Source organism: Phenylobacterium sp. (genome assembly GCF_044358365.1).
Lineage (GTDB): Bacteria > Pseudomonadota > Alphaproteobacteria > Caulobacterales > Caulobacteraceae > Phenylobacterium.
The window spans coordinates 1-21,682 of sequence record NZ_JBIKNZ010000041.1; the positions used below are offsets into that span (position 1 = coordinate 1).

The following is a 21,682-nucleotide window of genomic DNA, read 5'->3' on the forward strand; positions in this document are numbered from 1 at the left end:
ACGAACCCCACCGCTTCAGGCTCGATCCGGTCCACTTGACCTCGGGACTGAACACCTAGCGCGAGGCGATCCGCAGGAAGGCGCGGCCGGCGGCGAAGTCGCCCACCTCCACATAGGCGGTCCGGACCCGCTCACCGGAGAACAGGAACTCCACGGCGATGGACTCGCGCGGGTCGAGGTCGCCCAGCGCCTGGGCGGCGGCGACAGGGAAACGGAACGCCCAGCCCGCCTCCACAGCCTTGGGCAGCAGTTCCGGCCCGGCCGAGCTGCGGGCCTCGGCCAGATAGCTGCGGGTCGCGGTGCGGGGCGGCAGCTTCGCGCTCAAGGGCGCGGCCTTGCCGGTGGCGATCAGGTAGGGTCCCAGCGTGCGCGCGCCGTCGCGCATGACCAGACGCGCCGCATAGGGCGTGCGGCCGTCGGCGAAGGTCGCCACCGCCAGCAGCCCGTTGGCGCCGTCCCAGCCCGCCAGCCCGAAGGTCATCCGGTCCGCGCCGAACCGGCTGTCCTGCGACAGACGCCAGCGCGCCGCGCGGCCCGTGGTGCGATCGGCCCGCCAGTCGGCGACATCGCCGGGATAGACCATCCGGGAAATGCGCTGATAGCCGGCGAACGCGCTCTTCACGCGGTTGGCGGCGTCGACCACCCGCTCGCTGTCGCACTCCAGCCGCGCGGCGCGAAAGCGGGCGTCGCGTTCCAGGCTGGTCAGGGTTCTGGCGTCGGATCCGGCGCGGAGCGCCGCGCCCCGGGCCTGCTGCGTCGCCGCCGCCAGCGCGGCTGCGACCTCCGGCGAGAACAGGCCGCAACGGTCGCCCGCCTCGCTGGTCGCCGCACGTTCGATGAACAGGTCGACCGGCCTGGCCAGCGCCACGCCGGGGGCGGCCAGCACGGCCAGACCCGAAACACCCATCCACCACCACGCCGGCCTCGCGCTTCTGCGCGTGCTCGTCATGCATTTAGCCTTTCGCGGCCTTGTCTGGCCGTCTGGGCGCAAGCTGTACCTCAGGAAGGTTGACCCGGGGTTGACGGGCGCCGGGCGCATCAGCGCATGGTCTGCGCCATGCTGCTGTCTGCCGATATCTGGGTTGGCGCCCTGATCCGCCGCGTCGAGATCGGCGGCGGCTTCGCCGTGGTCGTGCGCAAGGGCGACCCGCGCGCCGGCGCGGTGCTGGTCAAGATCCTGAACCGCAGCGACGGCACGGCGCGGCTGCTGGCCGAAGCCACACGGGGAGACGGCGACCGCATCTGGATGCAGCCGGTCGCCTCCACGGCCGAGCCGGACCTGGACCGCTATATCGAACGCGCCGTCCGCATCGACCCCGACGTCTGGGTGGTGGAGATCGAGGACCGCGAGGGCCGGCACTTCCTGGTGGAGCCGGTGGAGAAGGGCTGAAGCGCCTTACCCGTCGTCGGCGAGTTCCATCTGGGGGAAGAGCCAGCTTTCCAGCGGCTTGGGCAGGCTTTCCCAGTCGGGATTGTAGCGCAGGCCGTAGCGTCGGCAGACGTCGCGGACCAGCCGCTCCACCGGCGCGCGGGCCAGGGCCGGTTCGGCGACGGCGGCCAGCGCCTCATCGGCGAGGCGGTCCCGAAGGCGGGCGGCCGCGGGCCGGTCGAGACGCTCGGTCTCACGCTCGTTCCAGATGATCCGCTGGACCGCCCGCTGCAGGATCGCGCGGCGCCGGTCAGCCTCGGCCCTTGCCGCCGCCGGATCGGGCCGGCCTGGCTGCGCCAGCCCGCTCGCCGCCAGGCCGAGGTACGACAGGGTAGGGCTCTCGGCGGTCAGATCGACGCGCCGCCCGTGATTGACGTGATGGTTTTCCCAGCCCTGGGCCAGTCGCGCCCGGAGCGCGATCGACTGACGCAGCGAGCGGGTGACGCGATTATAGGCCCGCGTGATATCAGCCGCCTTCTCCGCATCCGCCTCGGCCATGGCCTCGCCATAGAGCCTCCGCGCCAGGGCCAGATCCATCGCCGCGATCTCCCGCAGGACGGCGTCGTCCTCGGGCAGTTCGGGAATGTCGGCAGGGGCGGACATGAACAAAACAGGAACATAAGGATGGGAGGATGTCAACTGTTTTCGAGCGTCGGAGGGCGGCAACGGTCGACCCCTAGCCTGACAATTGGTACCCGATGACCGCCCGCAAGCAGACCTTCCGAGCGGCTGAGATGGAGGGATAGCGGACATAGCGAGGATATCAAATCGAGCCGATGGCAAGCCACCTCATCAGCCGGGACATCTGCTGAGGCCGGAAGTTAGACAATGTGACCGAGTGGCGCGCCGTCACGGGCTAGTGACAGGCTAGGGTTGGAGAGTTTGCACCCAACCGGCGATGAGTTGACCTTAGACTGACAGCCCCATTGGCGATCCCGGTTTGTGCCTTATACCGAGCGTTAGTGGCGCCCGCGCCCAACCGAGTCCGCTGCCCGATGACACTGACCCCTGACCGACTAGCCGCAACCAACTTTCCGCCGTCCCGCCAAGCGGCCCTGGACCGACTGGCTGGCTTTGCGCCGCGGGCCGGCCGCGCCTACGATATCGGGCGGAATGCCGATCCGGGGCCGGACCAGCCGGGTGCCGTGTCGCGGTTGTCGCCCTGTACAAGCCGTCGGCTCATTACCGAGCAGGAGATCGTCGAGGCGGTCCTGGCGCTCCATCGGCTCGAGGTAGCCGAGAAGTACGTCCAAGAAGTGCTTTGGCGAACCTACTGGAAGGGTTGGCTGGAGCTTCGCCCCTCCGTCTGGACCCGATTTTTGGAGACCCGCGAGCGCAGCCTCACCGATCTTGCGGACAGCCGGGTCCTAGCCGACGCCGAGCGCGGCACCACCGGGATCGAGGGGTTCGATGATTGGGCGCGTGAGCTGGTTCAGACGGGTTATCTGCACAACCACGCGCGGATGTGGTTCGCATCGATCTGGATCTTCACTCTAGGCCTGCCGTGGGCCCTCGGCGCCGATTTCTTCCTTCGTCATCTGGTCGATGCCGACGCAGCCAGTAACACGCTGTCCTGGCGCTGGGTCGCTGGCCTCCAGACGCCGGGCAAAACCTATCTTGCGACCGCCTCCAACATCGAGCGCTACACCGAGGGCCGGTTTGCCCCCAAAGGCTTGGTCCAGGCAGCTGTTGCCATGACCGAGCCTCCGGTTGGTCCCGCACTGCCTCTGGCGCCCCGGCTGCCGACCGACCTGCGCCAGCCCTTCCTGCTGCTGGTCACGCCGGACGACCTGCATCCAGAATCCCTGCTGCCTGTCCGATCGGCGGTTCAGGGCGCGGTTGTGGCTGCTGATCCCGCCCTGTCCTGGGGCGAGGCGGGCTGGCGGTTCACTGATGCTGCTGCCCGCGACTCCGCCACCCGCGCCGTCAGGCATTTTGGCTGCCCTGTCAACCGCCTGGACAGGCTGGCGGCATCGGACCTGGCGACGGCGGCGGGGGATGTCGGTGTCAGCAGAATCGTGACGGCCTTCGCGCCCGTGGGGCCGACGGCACAGGCCTTGGCGCGGCTGGCACCAGAGTTGGCCTTGGCTGGCATCACGCTAGTCCAGGTGCGTCGGGACTGGGACGACGCTTTCTGGCCATTGGCCACGAAGGGCTTCTTCGCGTTTAAGGACCGGATCCCGGCAGTACTTGGCGAGTTGGGGGTCTCGTGACCGGGCCGCTGCAGGTCGTCTGGTTCAAGCGCGACCTGCGGGTTGTCGATCACCGGCCGCTGACCCTGGCGGTCCGGGCCGGGCCGGTCCTGCCTCTCTATATCGTCGAGCCTGGTCTATGGGCCCAGCCAGACGCCTCGGCCCGGCAGTGGGACTTTGCGGCGGAGTGCCTGAAGGAACTGGACCAGGCCCTGTCAACCCTCGGCCAGCCCCTCTACGTGCGGACAGGCGAGGCCGCCCAGATCCTGGCCCAGTTGCATGCACAGCGAGGCATTGCCGCCCTGTGGAGCCATGAAGAGACCGGCAATGGCTGGACCTATGCCCGCGACCTCGCTGTGGCGGCCTGGGCCAGACGCGCGGGAGTGCCCTGGCATGAACCACGACAGTTCGGTGTGATCCGCCGCCTGAAATCTCGTAATGGCTGGGCCAGGGCCTGGGACCAGGACATGGCCCAGCCCCTGACCCCGCAGCCCACTGCCCTGACCCGGCTGGAGGGCTTTCAGGGGGATCGCCTGCCGGACTCCGCCACGGTGGGCCTGGCGCCCGACCCCTGCCCGCATCGGCAGACCGGCGGCCGGACGGCGGCCCTGACGATACTGGACAGTTTCCTCAACGCCCGCGGCCGCGACTACCGCTTCCAGATGTCCAGCCCGGTGACGGCCTTCGACGCCAGTTCCCGACTTTCGCCGCACCTGACCTGGGGCACGATCTCTATGCGTGAGGTCGCTCAGGCCAGCGCTGCCCGGATGCGCGACTTGAGGGCCTCCGGCGATCCGGACGCCAGCCGTTGGCGCGCCTCCTTGGTCTCCTTCATCGGCCGCCAGCACTGGCATTGCCACCTCATGCAGAAGCTGGAGGACGAACCGCGCATCGAGTTCGAAAATCTGCATCCGGCCTATAACGGCCTGCGCCCGCAGGTGGCCGATCCGGACCGCCTTGCTGCCTGGAGCGAGGGGCGCACCGGCTTTCCCTTCGTCGATGCCTGCATGCGGGCCCTCAACCAGCATGGCTGGATCAATTTCCGCATGCGCGCCATGCTGATGTCCTTTGCGAGCTATCACCTGTGGCTGCCCTGGCGGGAGACCGGCCTGCATCTGGCGCGCAAGTTCGTCGACTATGAGCCTGGCATCCACTGGTCGCAGGTCCAGATGCAGTCGGGTACGACCGGTATCAATACCATGCGGATCTATAACCCGGTAAAGCAGGGTCTGGACCAGGACCCCGATGGCCGGTTCGTGCGGGCTTATCTGCCAGAGCTGTCGGATGTACCAGGCGCCTTCTTGCACGAGCCCTGGGCCTGGCCTGGCGCCGCCCGCCTCGCCTATCCGCCGCCGCTGGTCGACAATGCCGCCGCCGCCCGGGCCGCCCGGGAAGCGGTCCATGCGGTCCGCCAGGGTCCGGCCCATGGGGATCAGGCGCGGGACATCGTCGCTAGACACGGCAGCCGCAAAGCCGGCATTCCGATGCGGGGCGGCCGCCGAAAACCCGCCGCCTCGTCTTCATCCTCGCCGGGGCCTGACCCTCAGCTGACCCTAGACCTCTGACGACGACTACCCGAGACCTGGTCCTGCGCGACCAGCTGACCCCACCCTGTCCAAACTGGCAGTGGGGTGCTGAGGTAGCGGCAAACTTCGGCGCGAACCGGGGCGACGCGCTGGCAAAACTGGGAAAGTCCGACAAGACCCGGGAACACTGGCGCGCGGCGGCGAGCATGGACCTATCGTCTACGGATCGGGCGCGGGTCACGGCATTGCTCCAAGAGCGCACTACCTGAGCTTCCGCTTTGGGTCGTTCTTTCGCGTTGGCTTCCGGCCAACACGCGGACGTTGGCATCCGGCGCCGTGGAGCAGACATTCGGAACGGGCAAGACGGGTCACGACCCGTCATTCCTGACGCGCGTCATTCTCGCCCAAAGTGCATCGCCCGAAGTCTGCAGAGCAGATCTGGACCGGTCCCTCGGTGGGTCAGGTGTGGCTGGCGAACACCTGGGTGCGGCCGCTTCTGTCCAGCAGCAACAGGGTGTCAAAAGGTTCGGTGACCCCCGAGGCCTGCTCCATCCCCGGCGATCCGATCGGCATGCCGGGGACGGTCAGGCCCAACGCCTTTGGACGGGTTTTCAACAGCCTGGCCACATCCTCCGCCGGCACATGGCCTTCGATCACATAGCCGCCGATCATGCCGGTGTGGCACGACGACAGCGCGAACGGAATTCCGTACTGCTCGCGCACGGGCGCGAGGTCCTGCATCTCCTTGACCACGGCTCTGAAGCCGGCCTGGTTCATGTGGGTCACCCACGCCTTGCAGCAGCCGCACCAAGGCGTCTTGTAGACAACGATCTCCTGGGCCCTGGCGGCCTGGGCGCAACCGGCGGCGATCAGCAGCGCAGGAGCGGTCGCGAGCAGTCCGCGCCGGGAGATATGGTGCTGCCGCATTGCGTTCCCTTCCGGGGTCAAAGTCCCGCCACCCATGCACGCCCACCCTACGACCGCTTCAGGGACGCGATCTTTCCGGCGACGCTTACACCTGATCGGTAGGCGCCGTAGACCGTCACGGCATAGGGGGTGGGCGCGGCGTCGCCCGCGAAATGAACGAGGTCAGACAGGGGTTCCGCGAAGACCTTTCGCGCGTCGGCCGCGCCGGGCGGCAGCGCACTGTAGCTTCCCATCGCGAGCGGATCCGACACCCAGTCATAGGCCGTCGCGGCGGCGATGCTGTTGGCGACATTTGACCCGAGGAGAGCTGATACGCGTTCGATGGCGTAGGCTTTTCGTGCGCCCGGGGTCTGACCTGCCAGATCGCGCGCGGTGTCGCCTGACGCGATCAGGGTCAGCAGCGGATTGAACCTGTCGGCAATCAGGACTTCACGTCGACCGCCCGCCAGATCGTCGAGATCGGCGTGATAATCGGCAAGTCCTTCGGCGGGCAGACCAAGCCGCATGCCGACCTTGAGGAACTGACCCTTGTGGAAGGACGCCAACGCTTGCTGCTTGGCGAGAGGGAGGGCGGGCATGAAACTGATCGAGCCGCTGGCAAGCACCGTCGGCGGCACGGCCACGATCACCCGCCGGGCGGAAATTGCGCCCCAGTCGCCCGATACCTTCACCCTGCCGGATTGCGACCAGTCCAGCGCCGTAACGCGATGCCCGAGCCTGACCGGAACACGGGCGAATACGCGCGCGATCAGGGCCCCGTAGCCCCCCTTGACGGCCAGATCGCCGCCATCGGTCAACGTCGCCCAATCCAGGATTGAGATCTGCTCCGGATTGGCCGCCATCGAGAATGCAGCGGCGCCAATCACGCCGTTCTGCCATAGATCATCACTCCGGAACCCGGAAAGGGCGGCATCTTTTCCTGAGAAAATCTGCGATCCCATCCGGCGCTCAAGCTGTTTTTCGGCGCGGGAAAACGATCGACCTGACGCCCTCCGATCCAGGGGCGAACCCTGACGATAGAGTTGCAGGTTGCTGGTGCTGGCATCAACGAGTTGCAGACCCAGGGCGCGAGCGCTGGATCTGAAGCTGTTCACCTCGGCGTTGTGCAGCCAATGAGCGCCCTGGTCAAAAGGCAGACCAAGCGTCTCGCTCTCTGTCCAGGCGCGCCCGCCAATACGGTTCCGGGCCTCCAGAACGATAACCTTCAGGCCCTTGCGGAGAAGCGCGTCGGCGGCGCTCAGGCCGGCTGTGCCGGCTCCAATGACGACGACGTCCGTGTCGGCCTCGACGCCGGCGCGCAAGACCGTGGGCGCCGACAGGGCGGTCGCCACGCCGGCCAGAAACGTGCGACGTGCAAGAATGGAAGACACGGGGGAACGGCTCCATTATATGACAAAGTTATCATCTTAAATATGACGAGATTGTCGTGTTTGCAAGCCCCGGACGTGAAAAGCCTCACCTGTCGTGACTGAAGCCCACAAAAGTCTCGCCCTGCCGGCGCTCCAGAAGCGCGGCCGTGACCGCCAGCAATCCTTGCTGGATGCTGCTGAAGCGCTGATCGTGGAACGGGGGCTGGAAGGGTTCGCGATGGCGGATGTCGCGAAGCGCGCCAAGGCCGCGCATGGATCACTGTACCAGTTCTTCGCGTCGCGGACGGCTATTCTGTTGACGCTCCACGCCCGTCACATAGAGCGTCTGAAGGCGGCTTTGGCCGATGCCAGTGCTATGCTAAAGGCCGAGCCCGCGCGCCCTCCGCCCAAGGTGTTCCTGGAGGCCTATCTGGCTCCGCTGCAGGCGTTTATGGAAGCGAACCCTGCCTATCGGATCCTGCGGCTGGGCATGCCGGAAGACTGGGAGGGCGCGGGTCAGGAAGCTGCTCTCGATTCGGGCGTTGTCACAGAGTTGACCGACATGCTGGCCTGGCTTGCGCCGGAGGCGCCGGCCTCGACGCGAAATCTGTCAGCGCAGATCCTGCTGCAGGTGGTCGACGCCCTGTTTGTCCTGAATGCCTCCGACGACATGAAGGCGGAAGCCACGCGGTTGCTGGAGATGTATCTCGACGACCTGATCGAGAAACACGGTGACATCGCGTAATTCACCCACTGTATTTCAACGTGTTTTCGGTGCTACCCTCCATTGGGGCAGTCCGGTCAATGGGTCTGCACTGGCCCGTCAAGCCGGCACTAATTCGAAGTTTGGCGCCGAATGTGTGCAGATTGTGCCGCTCGGCTTTGCCGTGGGAGTTCTCCGTCCACTGTAGGTCGGGACCCCACGCATGCTGAAATCCATCCTCCTGACGTCCGCCGCCGCCGCGGCCGTCCTGACATCGAGTGCGGCCGAGGCCGCCGATTTCCTGTTCACAGGCACGATCGAACACTGGGTGGTCCCCACGACGGGTATCTATGAGATCATGGCGTTCGGCGCCCAGGGAGGCGGCAGCGGCGGACGCGGCGCGCAGGCCGGCGGCGGTCTCAACCTCAGCGCCGGGGAGGTGCTGTCGATCCTGGTCGGCGGGCAAGGGGCCAGCCCTGGCTTCGACCGCGCAAGTGGCGGCGGGGGCGGCAGCTTTGTCGTCGGCGGGCTCAGCCCACTTGTGGTCGCCGGCGGTGGCGGTGGCTTCGCCTTCACGATCGGCACCAGTTCCGGGGTGGTGAGCCGCTCCGGCGGCGGGCGCGGCGGCGGCGTCAACGGCAGCGGCGGATCCGCCGCCTACTCTTGCAAGGCCGGAAGCGGCGGCGGCTTCAGCGGCAACGGCGCGAAGTGCCGGTCGAATGGCGGCGCCTCGTTCCTGAACGGCGGCGCGGGCGGGGCGTCGAGCGGCGGACGCAGCTTTGCAGGCGGCTTCGGCGGCGGCGGCGCCAGCGATGGGACCTATGGCGGCGGCGGCGGCGGCGGCTATTCGGGCGGCGGCGGCAGCTGGTACGGACTATACTCAGGCCAGGGTCCGGCCGGCGGCGGCGGCTCGTATGTGGCGACCCGCGCGACGAACGTCGTCCTGTCGTCGGGCAAGCGCGTGGGCAACGGCTTGATCACGATCAACATGCTGGCGGCGGCGCCCGTCCCCGAACCCGCGACGTGGATCTCGATGCTCACCGGCTTTGGCCTGCTCGGCCTCGTGCTGCGCCGGCGGGTTGGCGCGCGCCCGCGGCTGGCCTGACGGCGCGGACGCAGCACCAGGCATGGACAACGGCATTCACTTCATCTCGGGCCTGCCCCGGTCCGGGTCGACCCTGCTGGCGGCGCTGCTGAGCCAGAACCCGGCAATCCACGCGGCGATGAGCAGCCCGGCGGCCAGCCTCGTGGCTTCGCTGATGCGGACGATGAGCCAGGAAAACGAGGGGGCGGTCTTCATCGATGACGGGCAGCGCGAACGGGTGCTGAAGGCCTGCATCGATAGCTTCTATGGCGATATCCATCCCGAAAAGCTGGTGATCGACACCAGCCGCGACTGGACGGCCAAGCTGTCCCTCGCCGCGCGGCTCTGGCCGGCGTCGCGGGTGATCTGCTGCGTGCGCAATCCCGCCTGGGTGCTGGATAGCCTGGAGCGCTTGACCCAGAAGAACAGTCTGGAGCCGTCGGGAATCTTCAAGTTCGACCCGGGCGGCAACGTCTACACCCGCTGCGAGGGCCTGATGGCCGGCGGGATGGTCGGCTTCGCGATCAGCGCTCTGCGCCAGGCCGTGTTCAGCGACCATGCCGACCGCCTGCTGCTGGTACGCTTCGACACCCTGACCCGGGATCCCAATGGCGCCCTGGCTGCGATCTACGATTTCATCGGCCAGCCGCGCTTCGCCCACGACGTGGAGGCGGTGGAGCAGGACTACGACGCCCTGATGTTCGACGCGCGGATCGGCGCTCCCGGCCTGCACCATGTACGGCGGCGTGTTCGACAGGTCGCGCGGCGCTCGCTTCTGCCGCCAGACCTGTTCGAACGCCACCAGGCTGAGGCCTTCTGGGAGACCGCTGGCGGCTTGCCGCCGGCGGTGCGAATGATCTGACCGCCACGGTCGAACCCTCCGTGCCGCCACAGGTCCTGCTTCGCCAGGCGCAGGCGCTTTCCGACCGCGGCGAACCCCTTGAAGCACGACGCATCTGCGAGGCGCTGCTGCGCCGGTCGCAGGGCCATGCGGAGGCCTGGCACCTGCTAGGTGTTCTTGACTATGGCGACCGCGATCTGCGGAACGCCGCCCGCCATATAGGGCGCGCGCTCCGCCTCAGCGGGGGCGCGAACGCTGCGCACCACGCCAACCTGGGCCTGGTCGAGATGGCGTCCGGAGATCACGCTGCGGCCCTCAGCTCTTTCCGGCGCGCCCTGCGACTGGCTCCGGATCATGCGGCGGCCCAATTCAACCTGGCGGTTCTCCAGGAGCGGATGGGCGAACTCGACGCGGCGCTGGCGGGCTTCGAGCGCGCCCTGGGACTCGATCCGGACCTCCCTTTTGGCCCTGGAGCCTGGCTGCAGGCGAAGCTGGCCGCCTGCGACTGGACCGACCTGCCGGCCCTGAGCGCACGAATCGCGCAAGGGGTGCGCGCCGGCGATCTCGTGGCCGAGCCCCATGTCCTGCTCCGCATCACGGCCGACGAGGCCCTGCTGAAGCGTTGCGCCCGGACCTATTCCGCCGCCAGGTTCCCGCCCGCAACGCGGCCGACCGGACGGCGCCTACCCCGATCGGGAGACAGGATCCGCCTGGGCTACCTGTCCGGCGAGTTTCGAGCCCACGCCACCTCGGCCCTGCTGGCGCAGGTATGGTCCCTGCACGACCGCAACGCCTTCGAACTGATCGCCTTCGACAACGGCTGGGATGACGGCAGCCCGATGCGCCGGCGGGTGGAGGCGGCGTTCGACGCCATTGTTCCCGTCGCCCACCTGTCGGACGCCGACGCGGCGCAGTGTATCGCCGAGCGGGATCTCGACCTGCTCATCGATCTCAACGGGGCGTTTGGCGCCCATCGCCTGGGCGTCCTGGCGCGCCGTCCGGCCCCGCTGCAGGTGAGCTATCTGGGTTACCCCGGGACCCTCGGTGCTCCCTATCTGGACTATCTTGTCGCCGACGCCGCCGTGCTGCCCGCCGAACACATGCCCCACTACGACGAAAAGGTCGTCCGGTTGCCCCACGCCTATCAGCCCAACGACACCTTCCGTGTCACCCCGATCCAGACCCCAACCCGGTGCGAGGTAGGCCTGCCTGCGGATCGGTTCGTCTTCTGCTGCTTCAACCAGGCCTTCAAGATCACTCCCAGGATCTTCCAGATCTGGATGTCGGTGTTAACAGAGGTCACCGACAGCGTTCTCTGGCTTCTGGACACCCATTCCACCGCCCGGGCGAACCTGAGAGCCGCGGCGGCGCGGCGCGGAATCGAGCCGGATCGTCTGATCTTCGCGCCCTGGGCGGCGCCAGTCGATCATCTCGCCCGGCTGGGCTGCGCGGACCTGTTCCTCGACACCGTGCCGTACAATGCCCATACCACGGCCAGTGATGCGCTCTGGATGGGATTGCCCGTTCTGACGCGGCGGGGCGGCGCCTTCGCCGGGCGAGTCGCGTCCAGCCTGCTGACGGTGGCGGGCCTTCCCGAGTTGGTCTGCGAAATCCTGGAAGACTATGAGGCCCGCGCGATCCAACTCGCCCGTTCACCGGACCTCCTGCGGCAGATCCGCGAGACCTTGATCCGTACCCGGGGGACCAGCCCACTGTTCGACACGGCCACCTACACCCGACACCTCGAAGCGGCGTTCCGCCAGATGCACGCGCGATGCCGCGACGGCCTGCCGCCCGACCATTTCGACGTCGCGATCTAGCCAGTCGCGCACGCTCGGCTGGCGGACCTGCGCGATCTGCAGGCGAATCTGCGGGATGGCGTGGCCTCGGCCCCGGGTTCAGGCTGTATAGCTTGACGGCCGCCACCAAACCGGGCTCCTGCACACCTTGGTTCACGGGCTCTATTCCGGTGCGCGACGGCCTCTCCGGCCCGCCGCCCCCAGGGTGCTGGACGACCGTCACAGCCCGGAGGCAGCCTTGGAAATCGACGATCCCTGGGCCCGGGCGCTCGCCCTGTTGACCCCCGACGCGGTGGCGGCGCTGCGGCAGGGCCCGAGCCTGCGGCCTGCCATCGGGCGCCTGGCGGTCGGCGCCAGGGCCTTCGTCACCAGCCAGGACGCATTCGGCCTTTGGGTGACGCAGCACGACCGGCGGTTCACAATCGCCTTCACCATGGCGGTGCTCGACGCGCGGGACATGGGCACGACCGCCGGCGAGCTCTTGAACACCTGCCAGCAGATGTACGGCTTTAATCGCGGCGTGGTGGCCGATTTCCTCGACCGTGGAGTCGCCAGCGGCGACCTGGAGATCGAGTCGGCGGACGTGGCGTGGGGCCATCGCCGGCTGGGCGTCCAGCCGCAATTCCACCAGCGACTACGAGACGGGGTGGCCGGCATCCTGGGTCACCTGGGCGACCTGATTCCGGAGTTCGCCGACGTGGTCGCGGCGCTGCAGGACCCTGCGACCCTTCGCAGCTTCCTACTTACCCTCGGCATGATCTCGATCTTACGCCCGGACCTTGTCGGCCCGGGCGAGGGGCCGATCGCGGTGTTCACGGATCGCGACCGCGGCCTGGGTTTCCTGCTCTATTTCCTGGAAAATCAGGCGCCCGACGCCGACGGCGGGCAACTGCTGGAACGGGTGATGGTCTCGCGCCGGCGGCTGGCGCGGGACATGTTGGTATCGCGCATGCATGTAGCGCGGCTGTTGGAAGAGGGCGAGGCTTCCGGCGCCCTCCGCCTGTCGGCGTCGGGCGAAATCGTCTTTTCGCCTGCGTTGTCCGATCATTTCGAGACCCGCATGGCGGTCGGCCTACAGGTCTTGCGCGCCGTCTGCGTAGCTGCGCGGCTGGATGCGCCGGTGGACCAGGGACGACTGGCGCGCGTGGGCCGGATCGGCGGACCGCCGATCAGCCAAGTCTGACAGCGCGACAGACTTCGGCGGACCGGTACCGCGGCGCCCGCGGCCGGCGCCGCGGCGGGTCGGCGGGCGCCCGGTGAGGCCGCCCCAGCGGAGCCTGGCGCCCATAGGAGGCTGAAGTGGCGCGTCTGCTTTCCGGCACGCGCTGAAGGTCGGCATTTGGCGCAAGGCGCCTGTCGGGACTTGATCATTTGAACGTCCGCAACGGGTCGTATCTTCGCGTTGGGTTCGGGCCAGCAAGCGGACGTTCGCCCTTGATTCTAGGTAGAAATCCGAAGCGACAGGCGTTTTGCTCCTCGCATCCTCTTCGTTTGCGTCGCTATCTCAATGCCGAGATCGCTACCTGACCTGAGACGCGCGCGCTCGGGCGCTCAAGCGTCTTCGGCGATCGGATGGCCGTACGGCTTCTCGATAGAGGGGAAGTACGACGCCGGGCCCTTGATCTTTTGCTCGCTCATGGGCGCAGGCTAGGTGTCTGGTCCCCGCAGGGCTCGGCTCTATCGCAAGGGAAGGTTATCCCGCGGCCATGGTGGAAACCGGGCGACCAGACGGCCTGCGTGATGGACGAGGATCTGGTGGGGATGTTTGCTCTGGCCGATGGTGTCCAGCGCGTGGTCGTCGTTCCGGAACCATTGCTCCTGGCGATCGAGGAGTTCTCCCGCCGCCCCCAGATAGCTGATGGTGTATGGAGCCACAGTGCTCCTCCTGGTCGTCCCCTCGACCGCCCAGTTAAGGCTTCGCCGCAGGTCGGGCGTTGATTTCAGTCAAGGCCGCCGTCCGAAATCAGAAATTTTTTCGCGCGCGCATGGAACCTTTGTCCCTGGCCCGACTTGTCGCTCGAAACGCTGCACTTTTCCGAGGTGCGGAAAGGGGAGCGACAATGTCAGGTTCAGCGTCGGTGTCAGGTTCAGCGTCGGTGGCATTCGGATGGCCGTAGTACTCATCGTCGAGGACGAGATTTTCATTCGGCAGAACGCCGAGTGGATCGTGGAGGACCTGGGACACGTGTCCCTTTCCGCCGGCAATCTTGTCGAAGCCATCGTCCATCTGTCTGCAGAGGCCGTGATCGACGCGCTGTTTGTGGATATGCGCCTGGGTGAATTTCCCCGTGCCGGCTATGATGTCGCGAATAAGGCGATTGTGATGAGGCCCGGGCTACGCGTCCTCTACACCTCCGGGACCTCGTTCAACGCCGAGATGATCGCCCGGTTCGTCCCGGGCGGCCGGTTCCTGCAAAAGCCCTATTCGCCCGCCGAGCTGGGAAGCTCGATGGAACAGCTTCTCGCCTGAAGACCCAAACCTCGGCAGCCAGACTGCGCCATACGGAACTGAGTCAGGATACTCCATCTCCAAGTCCAACCCCGACAAGGGCCTGACGCTCCCGAAGGCCGGGGCGCCTCCGAGCGGCTCCAGGCTGCATGCTGATGAGTCCAGGGTCGAGATCGGCGCGCTGCAGAGTGCGATCTTCAACAGCGCCAACTTTTCCAGCATCGCCACCGACGCCAAGGGCGTGATCCAGATCTTCAACGTCGGGGCCGAGCGGATGCTGGGCTATTCGGCCGCCGAGGTGATGAACAAGGTCACCCCGGCCGACATCTCCGATCCGCAGGAACTAATCGCGCGCGCCGAGGCGCTCAGCGAGGAGCTTGGCACCTCGATCACCCCGGGCTTCGAGGCCCTGGTGTTCAAGGCCTCGCGCGGTATCGAGGACATCTACGAGCTGACCTATATCCGCAAGGACGGGAGCCGGTTTCCGGCGGTCGTGTCGGTGACGGCGCTGCGTGACGCCCAGGACGCCATCATCGGCTACCTGCTGATCGGCACCGACAACACTGCGCGCAAGGTGGTCGAAGAAGAGCAGAAACAGGCCGAGCAGCGCCTGCGCGACCAGCAGTTCTACACCCGCTCGCTGATCGAATCGAACATCGACGCCCTGATGACCACTGACCCGTCCGGCATCATCACCGACGTCAACAAGCAGATGGAAGCGCTCACCGGCTGCACGCGCGACGAACTTATCGGGGCGCCCTTCAAGGACTACTTCACCGATCCGGGGCGCGCCGAGGCCGGTATCAAGCGGGTGCTGCGGGAGAAGTCGGTCACCGATTATGAGCTCACCGCCCGCGCCCGCGATGGCAAACAGACGGTGGTGTCCTACAACGCGACCACATTCTACGACCGCAACCGCAAACTGCAGGGCGTATTCGCGGCGGCGCGGGATGTCACCGAGCGCAAGCGGGTGGAGGTGGAACTGCAGCAGGCCAAGGCCGCCGCCGAAAGCGCCAGCCGGACCAAGTCTGACTTTCTGGCGAGCATGAGTCACGAGATCCGCACGCCGATGAACTCGATCATGGGGATCGCCGACCTGCTGGCGAAGACGGCCCTGACGCCGGAGCAGGACAGATATGTGCAGGTCTTTCGCCGCTCGGGCGACAACCTGCTCAATCTGATCAACGACATCCTTGACCTCTCGAAGGTCGAGGCCTCCCAGCTCGAGCTGGAACAGACCGGTTTCTCTCTGAATGACCACCTGGAGAAGGTGATCGAGATGGTGGCGCCGCGGGCGCTGGAAAAATGCCTGACGCTCACCTGCGAGATCGCGCCGGATGTGCATACCGAGCTGGTCGGTGACCCGACCCGGCTGCGGCAGGTGCTGCTCAACCTGCTCAGCAATGCGATCAAGTTCACCAATGTCGGTGCAGTGACCCTGCGGGTGGCGCCGGATGGGGACGCCGCCGTTCCGACAGCCGTCCGGTTCACGGTCTCGGACACCGGTATTGGAATCTCGCCCGAGCAACAGGGCCAGGTATTCGAACGCTTCACCCAGGCCGACTCGTCCACCACCCGCCGTTTTGGCGGCACGGGACTGGGCCTTACGATTTCGAAGCGCCTGGTGGAGCTGATGGGCGGGCGCATCTGGGTCGAGAGCGAGGTGGGCAAGGGCAGTCTTTTCGCCTTCGCCGCGCCTTACGAGATCTGGGTGGAAGCCAGTCGGCCGGAAGCCCAGCCTGTTGGCGAGGGCTCCAGGCCGGTGCTGTCGCCGCTGCGCATCCTGCTGGCTGAGGATTCTCCCGACAACTGCCTGATCGCCCAGGCCTATCTGGAAGACACACCATACCAGGTGGAGATCGCAGCGACCGGGGCCATCGCCTGTGAGTTGTTCGAAACCGGTCTCTATGACCTTGTCCTGATGGATCGGCAGATGCCGGTCATGGACGGCCTGACGGCCACCCGCCGTATCCGGGCGTGGGAACAGGCCAACGACCGGGCTCCGACGCCGATTATCGCCCTGACCGCCTCGGCCCTGAAGGGGGATCGGGAAACCTGCCTGGCGGCCGGCTGCACGGCCTATCTGAGCAAGCCCATCAAGCAGGATGTCCTGCTGCAGGCCATCCGCGACCACGCCTCGGAAACCCGCTCCGAAGCGCCGGACCAGCCGGCGCCAAAGGCCTCCACCGCGCGGGCGGCGAGGCACATTGCCGAGCAGATGCCGGCCTATCTGGACAACTGTCGGCGTGACGTTGTCTCCATGCTGGCGGCGCTGGACCGGGCCGATTTCGAGGCTGTGATCATCCTGGGACACAATCTGCGGGGCTCGGGAGGCGGGTTCGGTATGCAGGCCATCACCGACTTCGGAGAGGGCATCGAGCTGTCAGCCGGGGACGCCGACGACGGCGGCACCCGCCGCTGGTTGCGCGACCTGTCGACCTATCTGGAGGCCGCGTAAGGCTCCGAGGCTATCCTCCCTTCGACTTCCGCTCCGCGCCCCCACGTGATAGGCGCGCCGCATGTCCAGCTCTCCTGCCGCCGAAGCGGCGCGCCGCCGCACCTTTGCAATCATCTCCCATCCCGACGCCGGCAAGACCACCTTGACGGAAAACCTGCTGCTGGCCGGCGGGGCGATCCGGGCGGCGGGCGCGGTGCGGGCGCGGGGTGAGAACCGTCGGACCCGGTCCGACTGGATGAAGATCGAGCGCGAGCGCGGGATCTCCGTCTCGGCCTCGGTGATGACGTTCGACCACGACGGGCTGATGTTCAATCTGCTGGACACGCCCGGCCACGAGGACTTCTCGGAAGATACCTACCGCACCCTGACGGCGGCCGATGCGGCGGTGATGGTGCTGGACGCCGCCAAGGGTATCGAGCCCCAGACGCTGAAGCTGTTCGAGGTGTGCCGGCTTCGGGACATCCCGATCATCACCTTCATCAACAAGATGGACCGCGAGGCGCAGGATCCGTTTGAGCTGCTGGACGAGGTGTCGTCGAAGCTGGCGCTGGACCCGGCGCCGCTCTACTGGCCCGCCGGCTCGGGCGGGCGGTTCAAGGGGATGCTGGACCTGCGCCGCGACAGGTTCCTGCCGTTCCAGAAGAAGGGCGGCGGCGCGGCGGGCGAGGACGACGGCCATCCGGACGCCATCGCATTCCGGGGCAACGCCATCTCCCGCTACCTGGATCCCGACGAGCAGGAGGAGCTGTCGGACAACGCCGAGCTGGTGCTGGGCGCCGGCAAGAGCTTTGATCCGCAGGCGTTCCTCGAGGGCCACATGACGCCAGTGTTCTTCGGATCGGCCCTGCGCCACTTCGGCGTCGATCAGCTGCTGGAGGGTCTGGGCGCCTATGCCCCGCCGCCCAAGGCCGTGGCGGCGCGCAAGGCGGCCGAGGCGATCCACGTGGCGCCGGGAGACCGCGAGGTCACCGGCTTCGTCTTCAAGGTCCAGGCCAATATGGACCCCAACCATCGCGACCGGATCGCCTTCCTCAAGCTCTGCTCGGGCAAGTTCTCGCGCGGCATGAAGCTGAAGGTGCAGAACACGGGCAAGCAGCTTTCCGTCAACGCGCCGATGATGTTCTTCGCCTCGGATCGCGAGCTGGCCGAGGACGCCTTTGCCGGCGACGTGATCGGCATTCCGAACCACGGCGTACTGCGGGTGGGCGACAGTCTCTCCGAGAGCGGGACCCTGCGGTTTGCCGGCCTGCCGAACTTCGCGCCGGAAATCCTGCAGCGGGTGCGGGTCAAGGATCCGCTGAAGGCCAAGCACCTGAAGAAGGCGCTGGAGAGCCTGGCGGAGGAGGGAGTGACCCAGCTGTTCCGTCCTGACCTGGGCGCGGACTTCATCGTCGGCGCCGTGGGCCAGCTCCAGTTCGAGGTGATGGCTGATCGCCTGCGTGAGGAGTACCAGCTGGACGTGATCTTTGAAGCCAGCCCCTTCGGCGAGGCTCGCTGGATCCTGGGCGAGAAGGCCGATCTCGAGGATTTCATTTCCAAGCATCGCAGCGCCATGGGGACCGATATCGACGAACAGCCGGTGTATCTGGCCAAGAGCTCGTGGGACGTCGGCTACGCCACCGACCGCTACCCCAAGGTGCGCTTCGAGCGATCCAAGGAACGGGCGTAGGGGTGGCGGGGGAGGTTGGGTCGTGACAACGCTGCTCTACGGCGTCCCGGCCCCCGGCCTCGTCGATATCCCGTCAAAGGCTCTGCAGGTATCGCCCCTTATCCCTGGCGCCGCCGACCTCGCTGACCAGCCCGACGCGTCGGTAGAGGAGACCATCATCCTGGCTCCCGGCGGCACACTGGAGCGGGACCATGTGCTGGCCCAGGCGCTTCGGGTGCTGCGCCCCGGCGGACGGCTTTTGGCCTTTGCGCCCAAGGACAAGGGCGGTTCGCGTCTGAAGAAGGCGCTGGAGGCCTTTGGTTGTCAGGTAGCGGAGGATGCGCGCCGCCACCACCGGTTCTGCAGCGTGACGCGCCCCGAGACGCTCACCGGTCTGGAGGCCGCCATCGCCGCCGGCGCGCCGCAGATCGTGGAGGACCTTGGCGTCTGGTCCCAGCCGGGCGTGTTCAGCTGGGACCGGCTGGATCCTGGCAGCGCGCGGTTGATCGAGCTGCTGCCGCCGCTCTCGGGGAAGGGCGCTGATCTTGGCTGCGGCGTCGGCCTGCTGGCGATCGCGGTGCTGACCTCTGGGCCTGTCACCGCGCTGACCTGCGTCGACCTGGACCGCCGGGCCGCAGCCTGCGCGGCGCACAATCTGGACGATCCCCGTGCGCGCGTGATCCAGGCCGATGTGCGCCGCCTGGGCGAAGATCTCTCGGGTCTCGATTTCGTGGTGATGAACCCACCCTTCCATGACGGGGGCCGTGAGGATCGAGATCTGGGTGTCGCCTTTGTGCAGACCGCTGCGCGCCTGCTCCGTCGGGGCGGGGTCTGCTGGCTCGTCGCCAACCGGCACCTGCCCTATGAGGCGGCCCTTACCGCCGCCTTCGCCACGGTCACCGTCCAGGCCGACGCCGGCGGCTACAAGATCATCGAGGCGCGTAAGTGAAACCGCCCAAGGTTCCGATGGCCCGGCTGGACCGGTTGCTGGCCAACCTCGGCTACGGCTCGCGCCGGGAGGTGAGCGCGCTGGTGGCCCATCGGCAGGTGGAACTCGATGGCGTGGTCATCAAGGACGCCGGCGCGCGCATTGCGCTGACCCCGGATCTGTCGTCGCGGATGACCGTCACGGGCCGGCCTCTTGATCCCCCCGCACCGCTGACGCTGATCATGCACAAGCCGCTGGATGTCGTTTGCTCCCACAAAGAGGCGGGGCGCAGTGTGTACGAATTGTTGCCGATGCGCTGGCGCGCGCGGATGCCGTCGCTGTCCACCATCGGTCGGCTGGACAAGGACACCTCCGGCCTGTTGCTGATCACTGATGACGGCGAATTTCTCCACAGGGTGATTTCGCCGCGCCATCATGTGGCCAAGCGCTATGTTGTCACCCTGGATCGTCCCCTGGATGGCACGGAAGTCGACACCTTCGCGGACGGCGCCCTGATGCTGGACAGCGAGACCACGCCGCTGGCGCCCGCCACGCTGGAGATCCTTGGCGAGCGGCTTGCCCGCCTCACGATCACCGAGGGACGCTACCATCAGGTCCGCCGGATGTTCGCCGCCGTCGGCAATCATGTGACCGCGCTGCATCGGGACCGGATTGGCGCCCTTGGCCTGCCGGATGACCTCGGACCGGGAGATTGGCGCGTGCTGTCTCCGGTCGAGCAGGGCAGGATTTTCGCATAAAGTGTTAACAGACACGCCGAATTGATCGTGGATCGCCTCGGCGATTACTACAGTAAGGCAACGCCGACGTTAACCATACAGTGCAAGTTAACCACTTGTTAAAGTCTGCGGCTCCGGCTTTGCTGTTCTCCGAGAGGGCCCGGTCAGGTCGTTCCAACGTGGGACGCCGTCGGGTTCGGAGTCGGTCATGTTCGAGCTCGGCCGTGAACTGAAGCGTTTCTTCTCCGCCGAGCGGACCAGAGCGCCATCAGACGGACTGACCCGGGGCGATACGTCGCTGCTGGAGCTGCTGGATGCGCGGCTGCTGGCCCAGGAGGCCAAGGCCTCGGATATCGCTGCCGGTCGTGTCGGCGCCAAGGACAAGCCCGCCCGACGCCTGGAGGCCGCCATCGTCTGGCGTGAGGTGGCCCGGCGCACCGGTGATCCTGTCGCGCTGCGCAAGGCCGCCGCCGGCGCGGAGATTGCCGCCACGGGCTTTGACGCCACCCATCGACGCGACGGCTGGGCGCGCGCGCGCTGTGAGCAGGCCTCCTGTGCGTTGCTTGGGGCAGAGATCTTCGGGGACCCGGGCCTCGCCGCCGCCGCCGAGATCGCCTTCAACGAGGTGCGGTCGTCGAACAAGGGTGGGCTGGCCGCACCGCTCGCTGACATCGGAATCGCGACCCTTGAAGGCCGCCGTCTGCTGGAAGGCTCCGACGTTGCTGCGGCGCGCGCCTGGGCGGCGCAGCTGAACGCGCCAATCGCCGCCCTCGACACCATTGCCAAGCGCGTTCCGGCCGCCCGGGCGCTGGCCGCGGAAGCGCGTCTGATCCGGGCCGATCTCCTGTCCGGCTGGGGCGCCCGCCTGCGCGATGGCGACCTGCTGGACATGGCCGCCCAGGACGCCGCCGCCGCTGCGGACCGGCTGGACAGCGACTACGAGCCGCTGACCTGGGCGCGCGCCAAGATCGCTCATGGGCAGGCCTTGGCCCTCCGCGGTGAAGCGGTCGGCGACGTCGATACGCTCGCTGCAGGAGCTGGAGCCCTGGCCCAGGCCCTGGACAACCTGACCCGGGATCACAGCCCGCTGGACTGGGCCCGGACCCAGGTGGCGCTGGGGCAGTCCCTCCAGGCCCTCGGCGAGGCTGCAAGTGACGCCCGGGCCTTCGAACATGCCGTGAGTTGCTTCGACCGCGCCAGCCTGGTGCTGAAGGATACGGCCACCTTGCCCCTGCGCGGCGTGGCCGCCAGCGCCCGGGCTGTCTGTCTGGCGCGCGTTGCGGAAATCACCGGCGATCGCGCTGTGCTGGATGTGGCGGAAGCCGCCATGAAGATCGAACTGGCCGCGCTGTCCCCCGGCCGCGATCCGGTGGGCTGGGCCCTGGCGCAACTGCATCTGGCGCGTCTCTACGAAGCACGCCTCGGCATGACCGGGATCGACAAGGGCGAACGCGCCGCCGCCATAATGGCGCTGGACGCCGCGCTCGACGTGTTCGGCGAACACGGCCTGCGTTCCGCCAGCGTGCTGGCCAATGATGCGATGGATCGCCTGCGGGATCGCTCAGACCGACCGACCCGCTAGATCACGTCGAGATTGGATTGAATCAATCCA

Annotated in this window: 19 protein-coding genes; 14 read left to right on the plus strand and 5 right to left on the minus strand. The window is 67.3% G+C overall.

The window, feature by feature from the left end; all coding sequences use genetic code 11:
• Window positions 1-55: 55 nt before the first annotated feature.
• The gene (locus ACIQ3B_RS11865) at window positions 56-949 is read right to left on the minus strand and encodes a hypothetical protein (RefSeq protein ID WP_397402802.1); all 894 of its coding nucleotides are present in this window, start codon (window positions 947-949) and stop codon (window positions 56-58) included.
• Between the two features lie 108 nt (window positions 950-1,057).
• Here ACIQ3B_RS11865 and ACIQ3B_RS11870 point away from each other — a divergent pair, with 108 nt between their 5' ends.
• Window positions 1,058-1,390: a DUF1491 family protein gene (locus ACIQ3B_RS11870; protein WP_397402804.1), complete on the plus strand. Its 333-nt coding sequence runs from the start codon at window positions 1,058-1,060 to the stop codon at window positions 1,388-1,390.
• A gap of 6 nt (window positions 1,391-1,396) precedes the next feature.
• On the opposite strand, the gene ACIQ3B_RS11875 is transcribed toward ACIQ3B_RS11870, so the two are convergent.
• On the minus strand, window positions 1,397-2,032 hold the full coding sequence (locus ACIQ3B_RS11875; protein ID WP_397402806.1) for a hypothetical protein: 636 nt from the start codon (window positions 2,030-2,032) through the stop codon (window positions 1,397-1,399).
• A gap of 392 nt (window positions 2,033-2,424) precedes the next feature.
• Here ACIQ3B_RS11875 and ACIQ3B_RS11880 point away from each other — a divergent pair, with 392 nt between their 5' ends.
• Together ACIQ3B_RS11880 and ACIQ3B_RS11885 are read left to right on the plus strand one after the other, a co-directional pair.
• The gene (locus ACIQ3B_RS11880) at window positions 2,425-3,642 is read left to right on the plus strand and encodes an FAD-binding domain-containing protein (protein WP_397402808.1); all 1,218 of its coding nucleotides are present in this window, start codon (window positions 2,425-2,427) and stop codon (window positions 3,640-3,642) included.
• On the plus strand, window positions 3,639-5,186 hold the full coding sequence (locus tag ACIQ3B_RS11885; RefSeq protein ID WP_397402810.1) for an FAD-binding domain-containing protein: 1,548 nt from the start codon (window positions 3,639-3,641) through the stop codon (window positions 5,184-5,186). The genes ACIQ3B_RS11880 and ACIQ3B_RS11885 overlap by 4 nt, the downstream gene beginning before the upstream one ends.
• Window positions 5,187-5,606: 420 nt before the next feature.
• Here ACIQ3B_RS11885 and ACIQ3B_RS11890 read toward each other — a convergent pair whose 3' ends face one another.
• On the minus strand, window positions 5,607-6,074 hold the full coding sequence (locus ACIQ3B_RS11890) for a DUF411 domain-containing protein (protein ID WP_397402812.1): 468 nt from the start codon (window positions 6,072-6,074) through the stop codon (window positions 5,607-5,609).
• Window positions 6,075-6,121: 47 nt separating this feature from the next.
• Window positions 6,122-7,444, minus strand: a complete 1,323-nt coding sequence (locus ACIQ3B_RS11895) for a flavin monoamine oxidase family protein (protein WP_397402814.1) — start codon at window positions 7,442-7,444, stop codon at window positions 6,122-6,124.
• Between the two features lie 94 nt (window positions 7,445-7,538).
• Between ACIQ3B_RS11895 and ACIQ3B_RS11900 the strand changes: the two genes are divergently transcribed.
• The 5 genes from ACIQ3B_RS11900 to ACIQ3B_RS11920 all read left to right on the plus strand — a co-directional run bounded on the left by ACIQ3B_RS11900 (window position 7,539) and on the right by ACIQ3B_RS11920 (window position 13,033).
• The gene (locus ACIQ3B_RS11900; RefSeq protein WP_397402816.1) at window positions 7,539-8,168 is read left to right on the plus strand and encodes a TetR/AcrR family transcriptional regulator; all 630 of its coding nucleotides are present in this window, start codon (window positions 7,539-7,541) and stop codon (window positions 8,166-8,168) included.
• 181 nt (window positions 8,169-8,349) lie between these two features.
• Complete coding sequence (locus tag ACIQ3B_RS11905) at window positions 8,350-9,231, plus strand: PEPxxWA-CTERM sorting domain-containing protein (RefSeq protein ID WP_397402818.1); 882 nt, start codon at window positions 8,350-8,352, stop codon at window positions 9,229-9,231.
• A 22-nt stretch (window positions 9,232-9,253) separates the two neighbouring features.
• Window positions 9,254-10,072 (plus strand): sulfotransferase family protein, encoded by an 819-nt coding sequence (locus ACIQ3B_RS11910; RefSeq protein WP_397402820.1) that lies wholly within the window; start codon window positions 9,254-9,256, stop codon window positions 10,070-10,072.
• A 20-nt stretch (window positions 10,073-10,092) separates the two neighbouring features.
• Entirely contained in the window at window positions 10,093-11,871 is a 1,779-nt protein-coding gene (locus ACIQ3B_RS11915) for a tetratricopeptide repeat protein (RefSeq protein WP_397402822.1), read from the plus strand.
• Between the two features lie 217 nt (window positions 11,872-12,088).
• Window positions 12,089-13,033 (plus strand): hypothetical protein, encoded by a 945-nt coding sequence (locus tag ACIQ3B_RS11920; protein ID WP_397402823.1) that lies wholly within the window; start codon window positions 12,089-12,091, stop codon window positions 13,031-13,033.
• Between the two features lie 494 nt (window positions 13,034-13,527).
• Here ACIQ3B_RS11920 and ACIQ3B_RS11925 read toward each other — a convergent pair whose 3' ends face one another.
• Window positions 13,528-13,725: a hypothetical protein gene (locus ACIQ3B_RS11925; RefSeq protein ID WP_397402825.1), complete on the minus strand. Its 198-nt coding sequence runs from the start codon at window positions 13,723-13,725 to the stop codon at window positions 13,528-13,530.
• A gap of 232 nt (window positions 13,726-13,957) precedes the next feature.
• On the opposite strand from ACIQ3B_RS11925, the gene ACIQ3B_RS11930 reads away from it, so the two are divergent.
• The 6 genes from ACIQ3B_RS11930 (at window position 13,958) to ACIQ3B_RS11955 (ending at window position 21,652) form a co-directional block, all read left to right on the plus strand.
• The gene (locus ACIQ3B_RS11930) at window positions 13,958-14,320 is read left to right on the plus strand and encodes a response regulator (RefSeq protein WP_397402826.1); all 363 of its coding nucleotides are present in this window, start codon (window positions 13,958-13,960) and stop codon (window positions 14,318-14,320) included.
• 220 nt (window positions 14,321-14,540) lie between these two features.
• Window positions 14,541-16,757 (plus strand): ATP-binding protein, encoded by a 2,217-nt coding sequence (locus ACIQ3B_RS11935; protein WP_397402828.1) that lies wholly within the window; start codon window positions 14,541-14,543, stop codon window positions 16,755-16,757.
• Between the two features lie 61 nt (window positions 16,758-16,818).
• The gene (locus tag ACIQ3B_RS11940; RefSeq protein ID WP_397402830.1) at window positions 16,819-18,426 is read left to right on the plus strand and encodes a peptide chain release factor 3; all 1,608 of its coding nucleotides are present in this window, start codon (window positions 16,819-16,821) and stop codon (window positions 18,424-18,426) included.
• A gap of 22 nt (window positions 18,427-18,448) precedes the next feature.
• Window positions 18,449-19,354 carry a class I SAM-dependent methyltransferase gene (locus ACIQ3B_RS11945; protein WP_397402832.1) on the plus strand — a complete coding sequence of 302 codons (906 nt, stop codon included), beginning with the start codon at window positions 18,449-18,451 and terminating at the stop codon, window positions 19,352-19,354.
• 17 nt (window positions 19,355-19,371) lie between these two features.
• On the plus strand, window positions 19,372-20,091 hold the full coding sequence (locus tag ACIQ3B_RS11950; RefSeq protein ID WP_397402847.1) for a pseudouridine synthase: 720 nt from the start codon (window positions 19,372-19,374) through the stop codon (window positions 20,089-20,091).
• A gap of 187 nt (window positions 20,092-20,278) precedes the next feature.
• A complete protein-coding gene (locus tag ACIQ3B_RS11955) occupies window positions 20,279-21,652 on the plus strand; it encodes a hypothetical protein (RefSeq protein ID WP_397402834.1) in 1,374 nt (457 codons plus the stop codon).
• Window positions 21,653-21,682: the final 30 nt, after the last annotated feature.

Excerpts from the sequence above, each read along its gene's own strand:
- ACIQ3B_RS11910 (WP_397402820.1), top strand. The coding sequence starts at position 9,254 with ATGGACAACGGCATTCACTTCATCTCGGGCCTGCCCCGGTCCGGGTCG.
- ACIQ3B_RS11940 (WP_397402830.1), top strand. The coding sequence starts at position 16,819 with ATGTCCAGCTCTCCTGCCGCCGAAGCGGCGCGCCGCCGCACCTTTGCA.
- ACIQ3B_RS11905 (WP_397402818.1), top strand. The coding sequence starts at position 8,350 with ATGCTGAAATCCATCCTCCTGACGTCCGCCGCCGCCGCGGCCGTCCTG.
- ACIQ3B_RS11950 (WP_397402847.1), top strand. The coding sequence starts at position 19,372 with ATGGCCCGGCTGGACCGGTTGCTGGCCAACCTCGGCTACGGCTCGCGC.
- ACIQ3B_RS11880 (WP_397402808.1), top strand. The coding sequence starts at position 2,425 with ATGACACTGACCCCTGACCGACTAGCCGCAACCAACTTTCCGCCGTCC.
- ACIQ3B_RS11890 (WP_397402812.1), bottom strand. The coding sequence starts at position 6,074 with ATGCGGCAGCACCATATCTCCCGGCGCGGACTGCTCGCGACCGCTCCT.
- ACIQ3B_RS11955 (WP_397402834.1), top strand. The coding sequence starts at position 20,279 with ATGTTCGAGCTCGGCCGTGAACTGAAGCGTTTCTTCTCCGCCGAGCGG.
- ACIQ3B_RS11930 (WP_397402826.1), top strand. The coding sequence starts at position 13,958 with ATGGCCGTAGTACTCATCGTCGAGGACGAGATTTTCATTCGGCAGAAC.
- ACIQ3B_RS11870 (WP_397402804.1), top strand. The coding sequence starts at position 1,058 with ATGCTGCTGTCTGCCGATATCTGGGTTGGCGCCCTGATCCGCCGCGTC.
- ACIQ3B_RS11865 (WP_397402802.1), bottom strand. The coding sequence starts at position 949 with ATGACGAGCACGCGCAGAAGCGCGAGGCCGGCGTGGTGGTGGATGGGT.
- ACIQ3B_RS11875 (WP_397402806.1), bottom strand. The coding sequence starts at position 2,032 with ATGTCCGCCCCTGCCGACATTCCCGAACTGCCCGAGGACGACGCCGTC.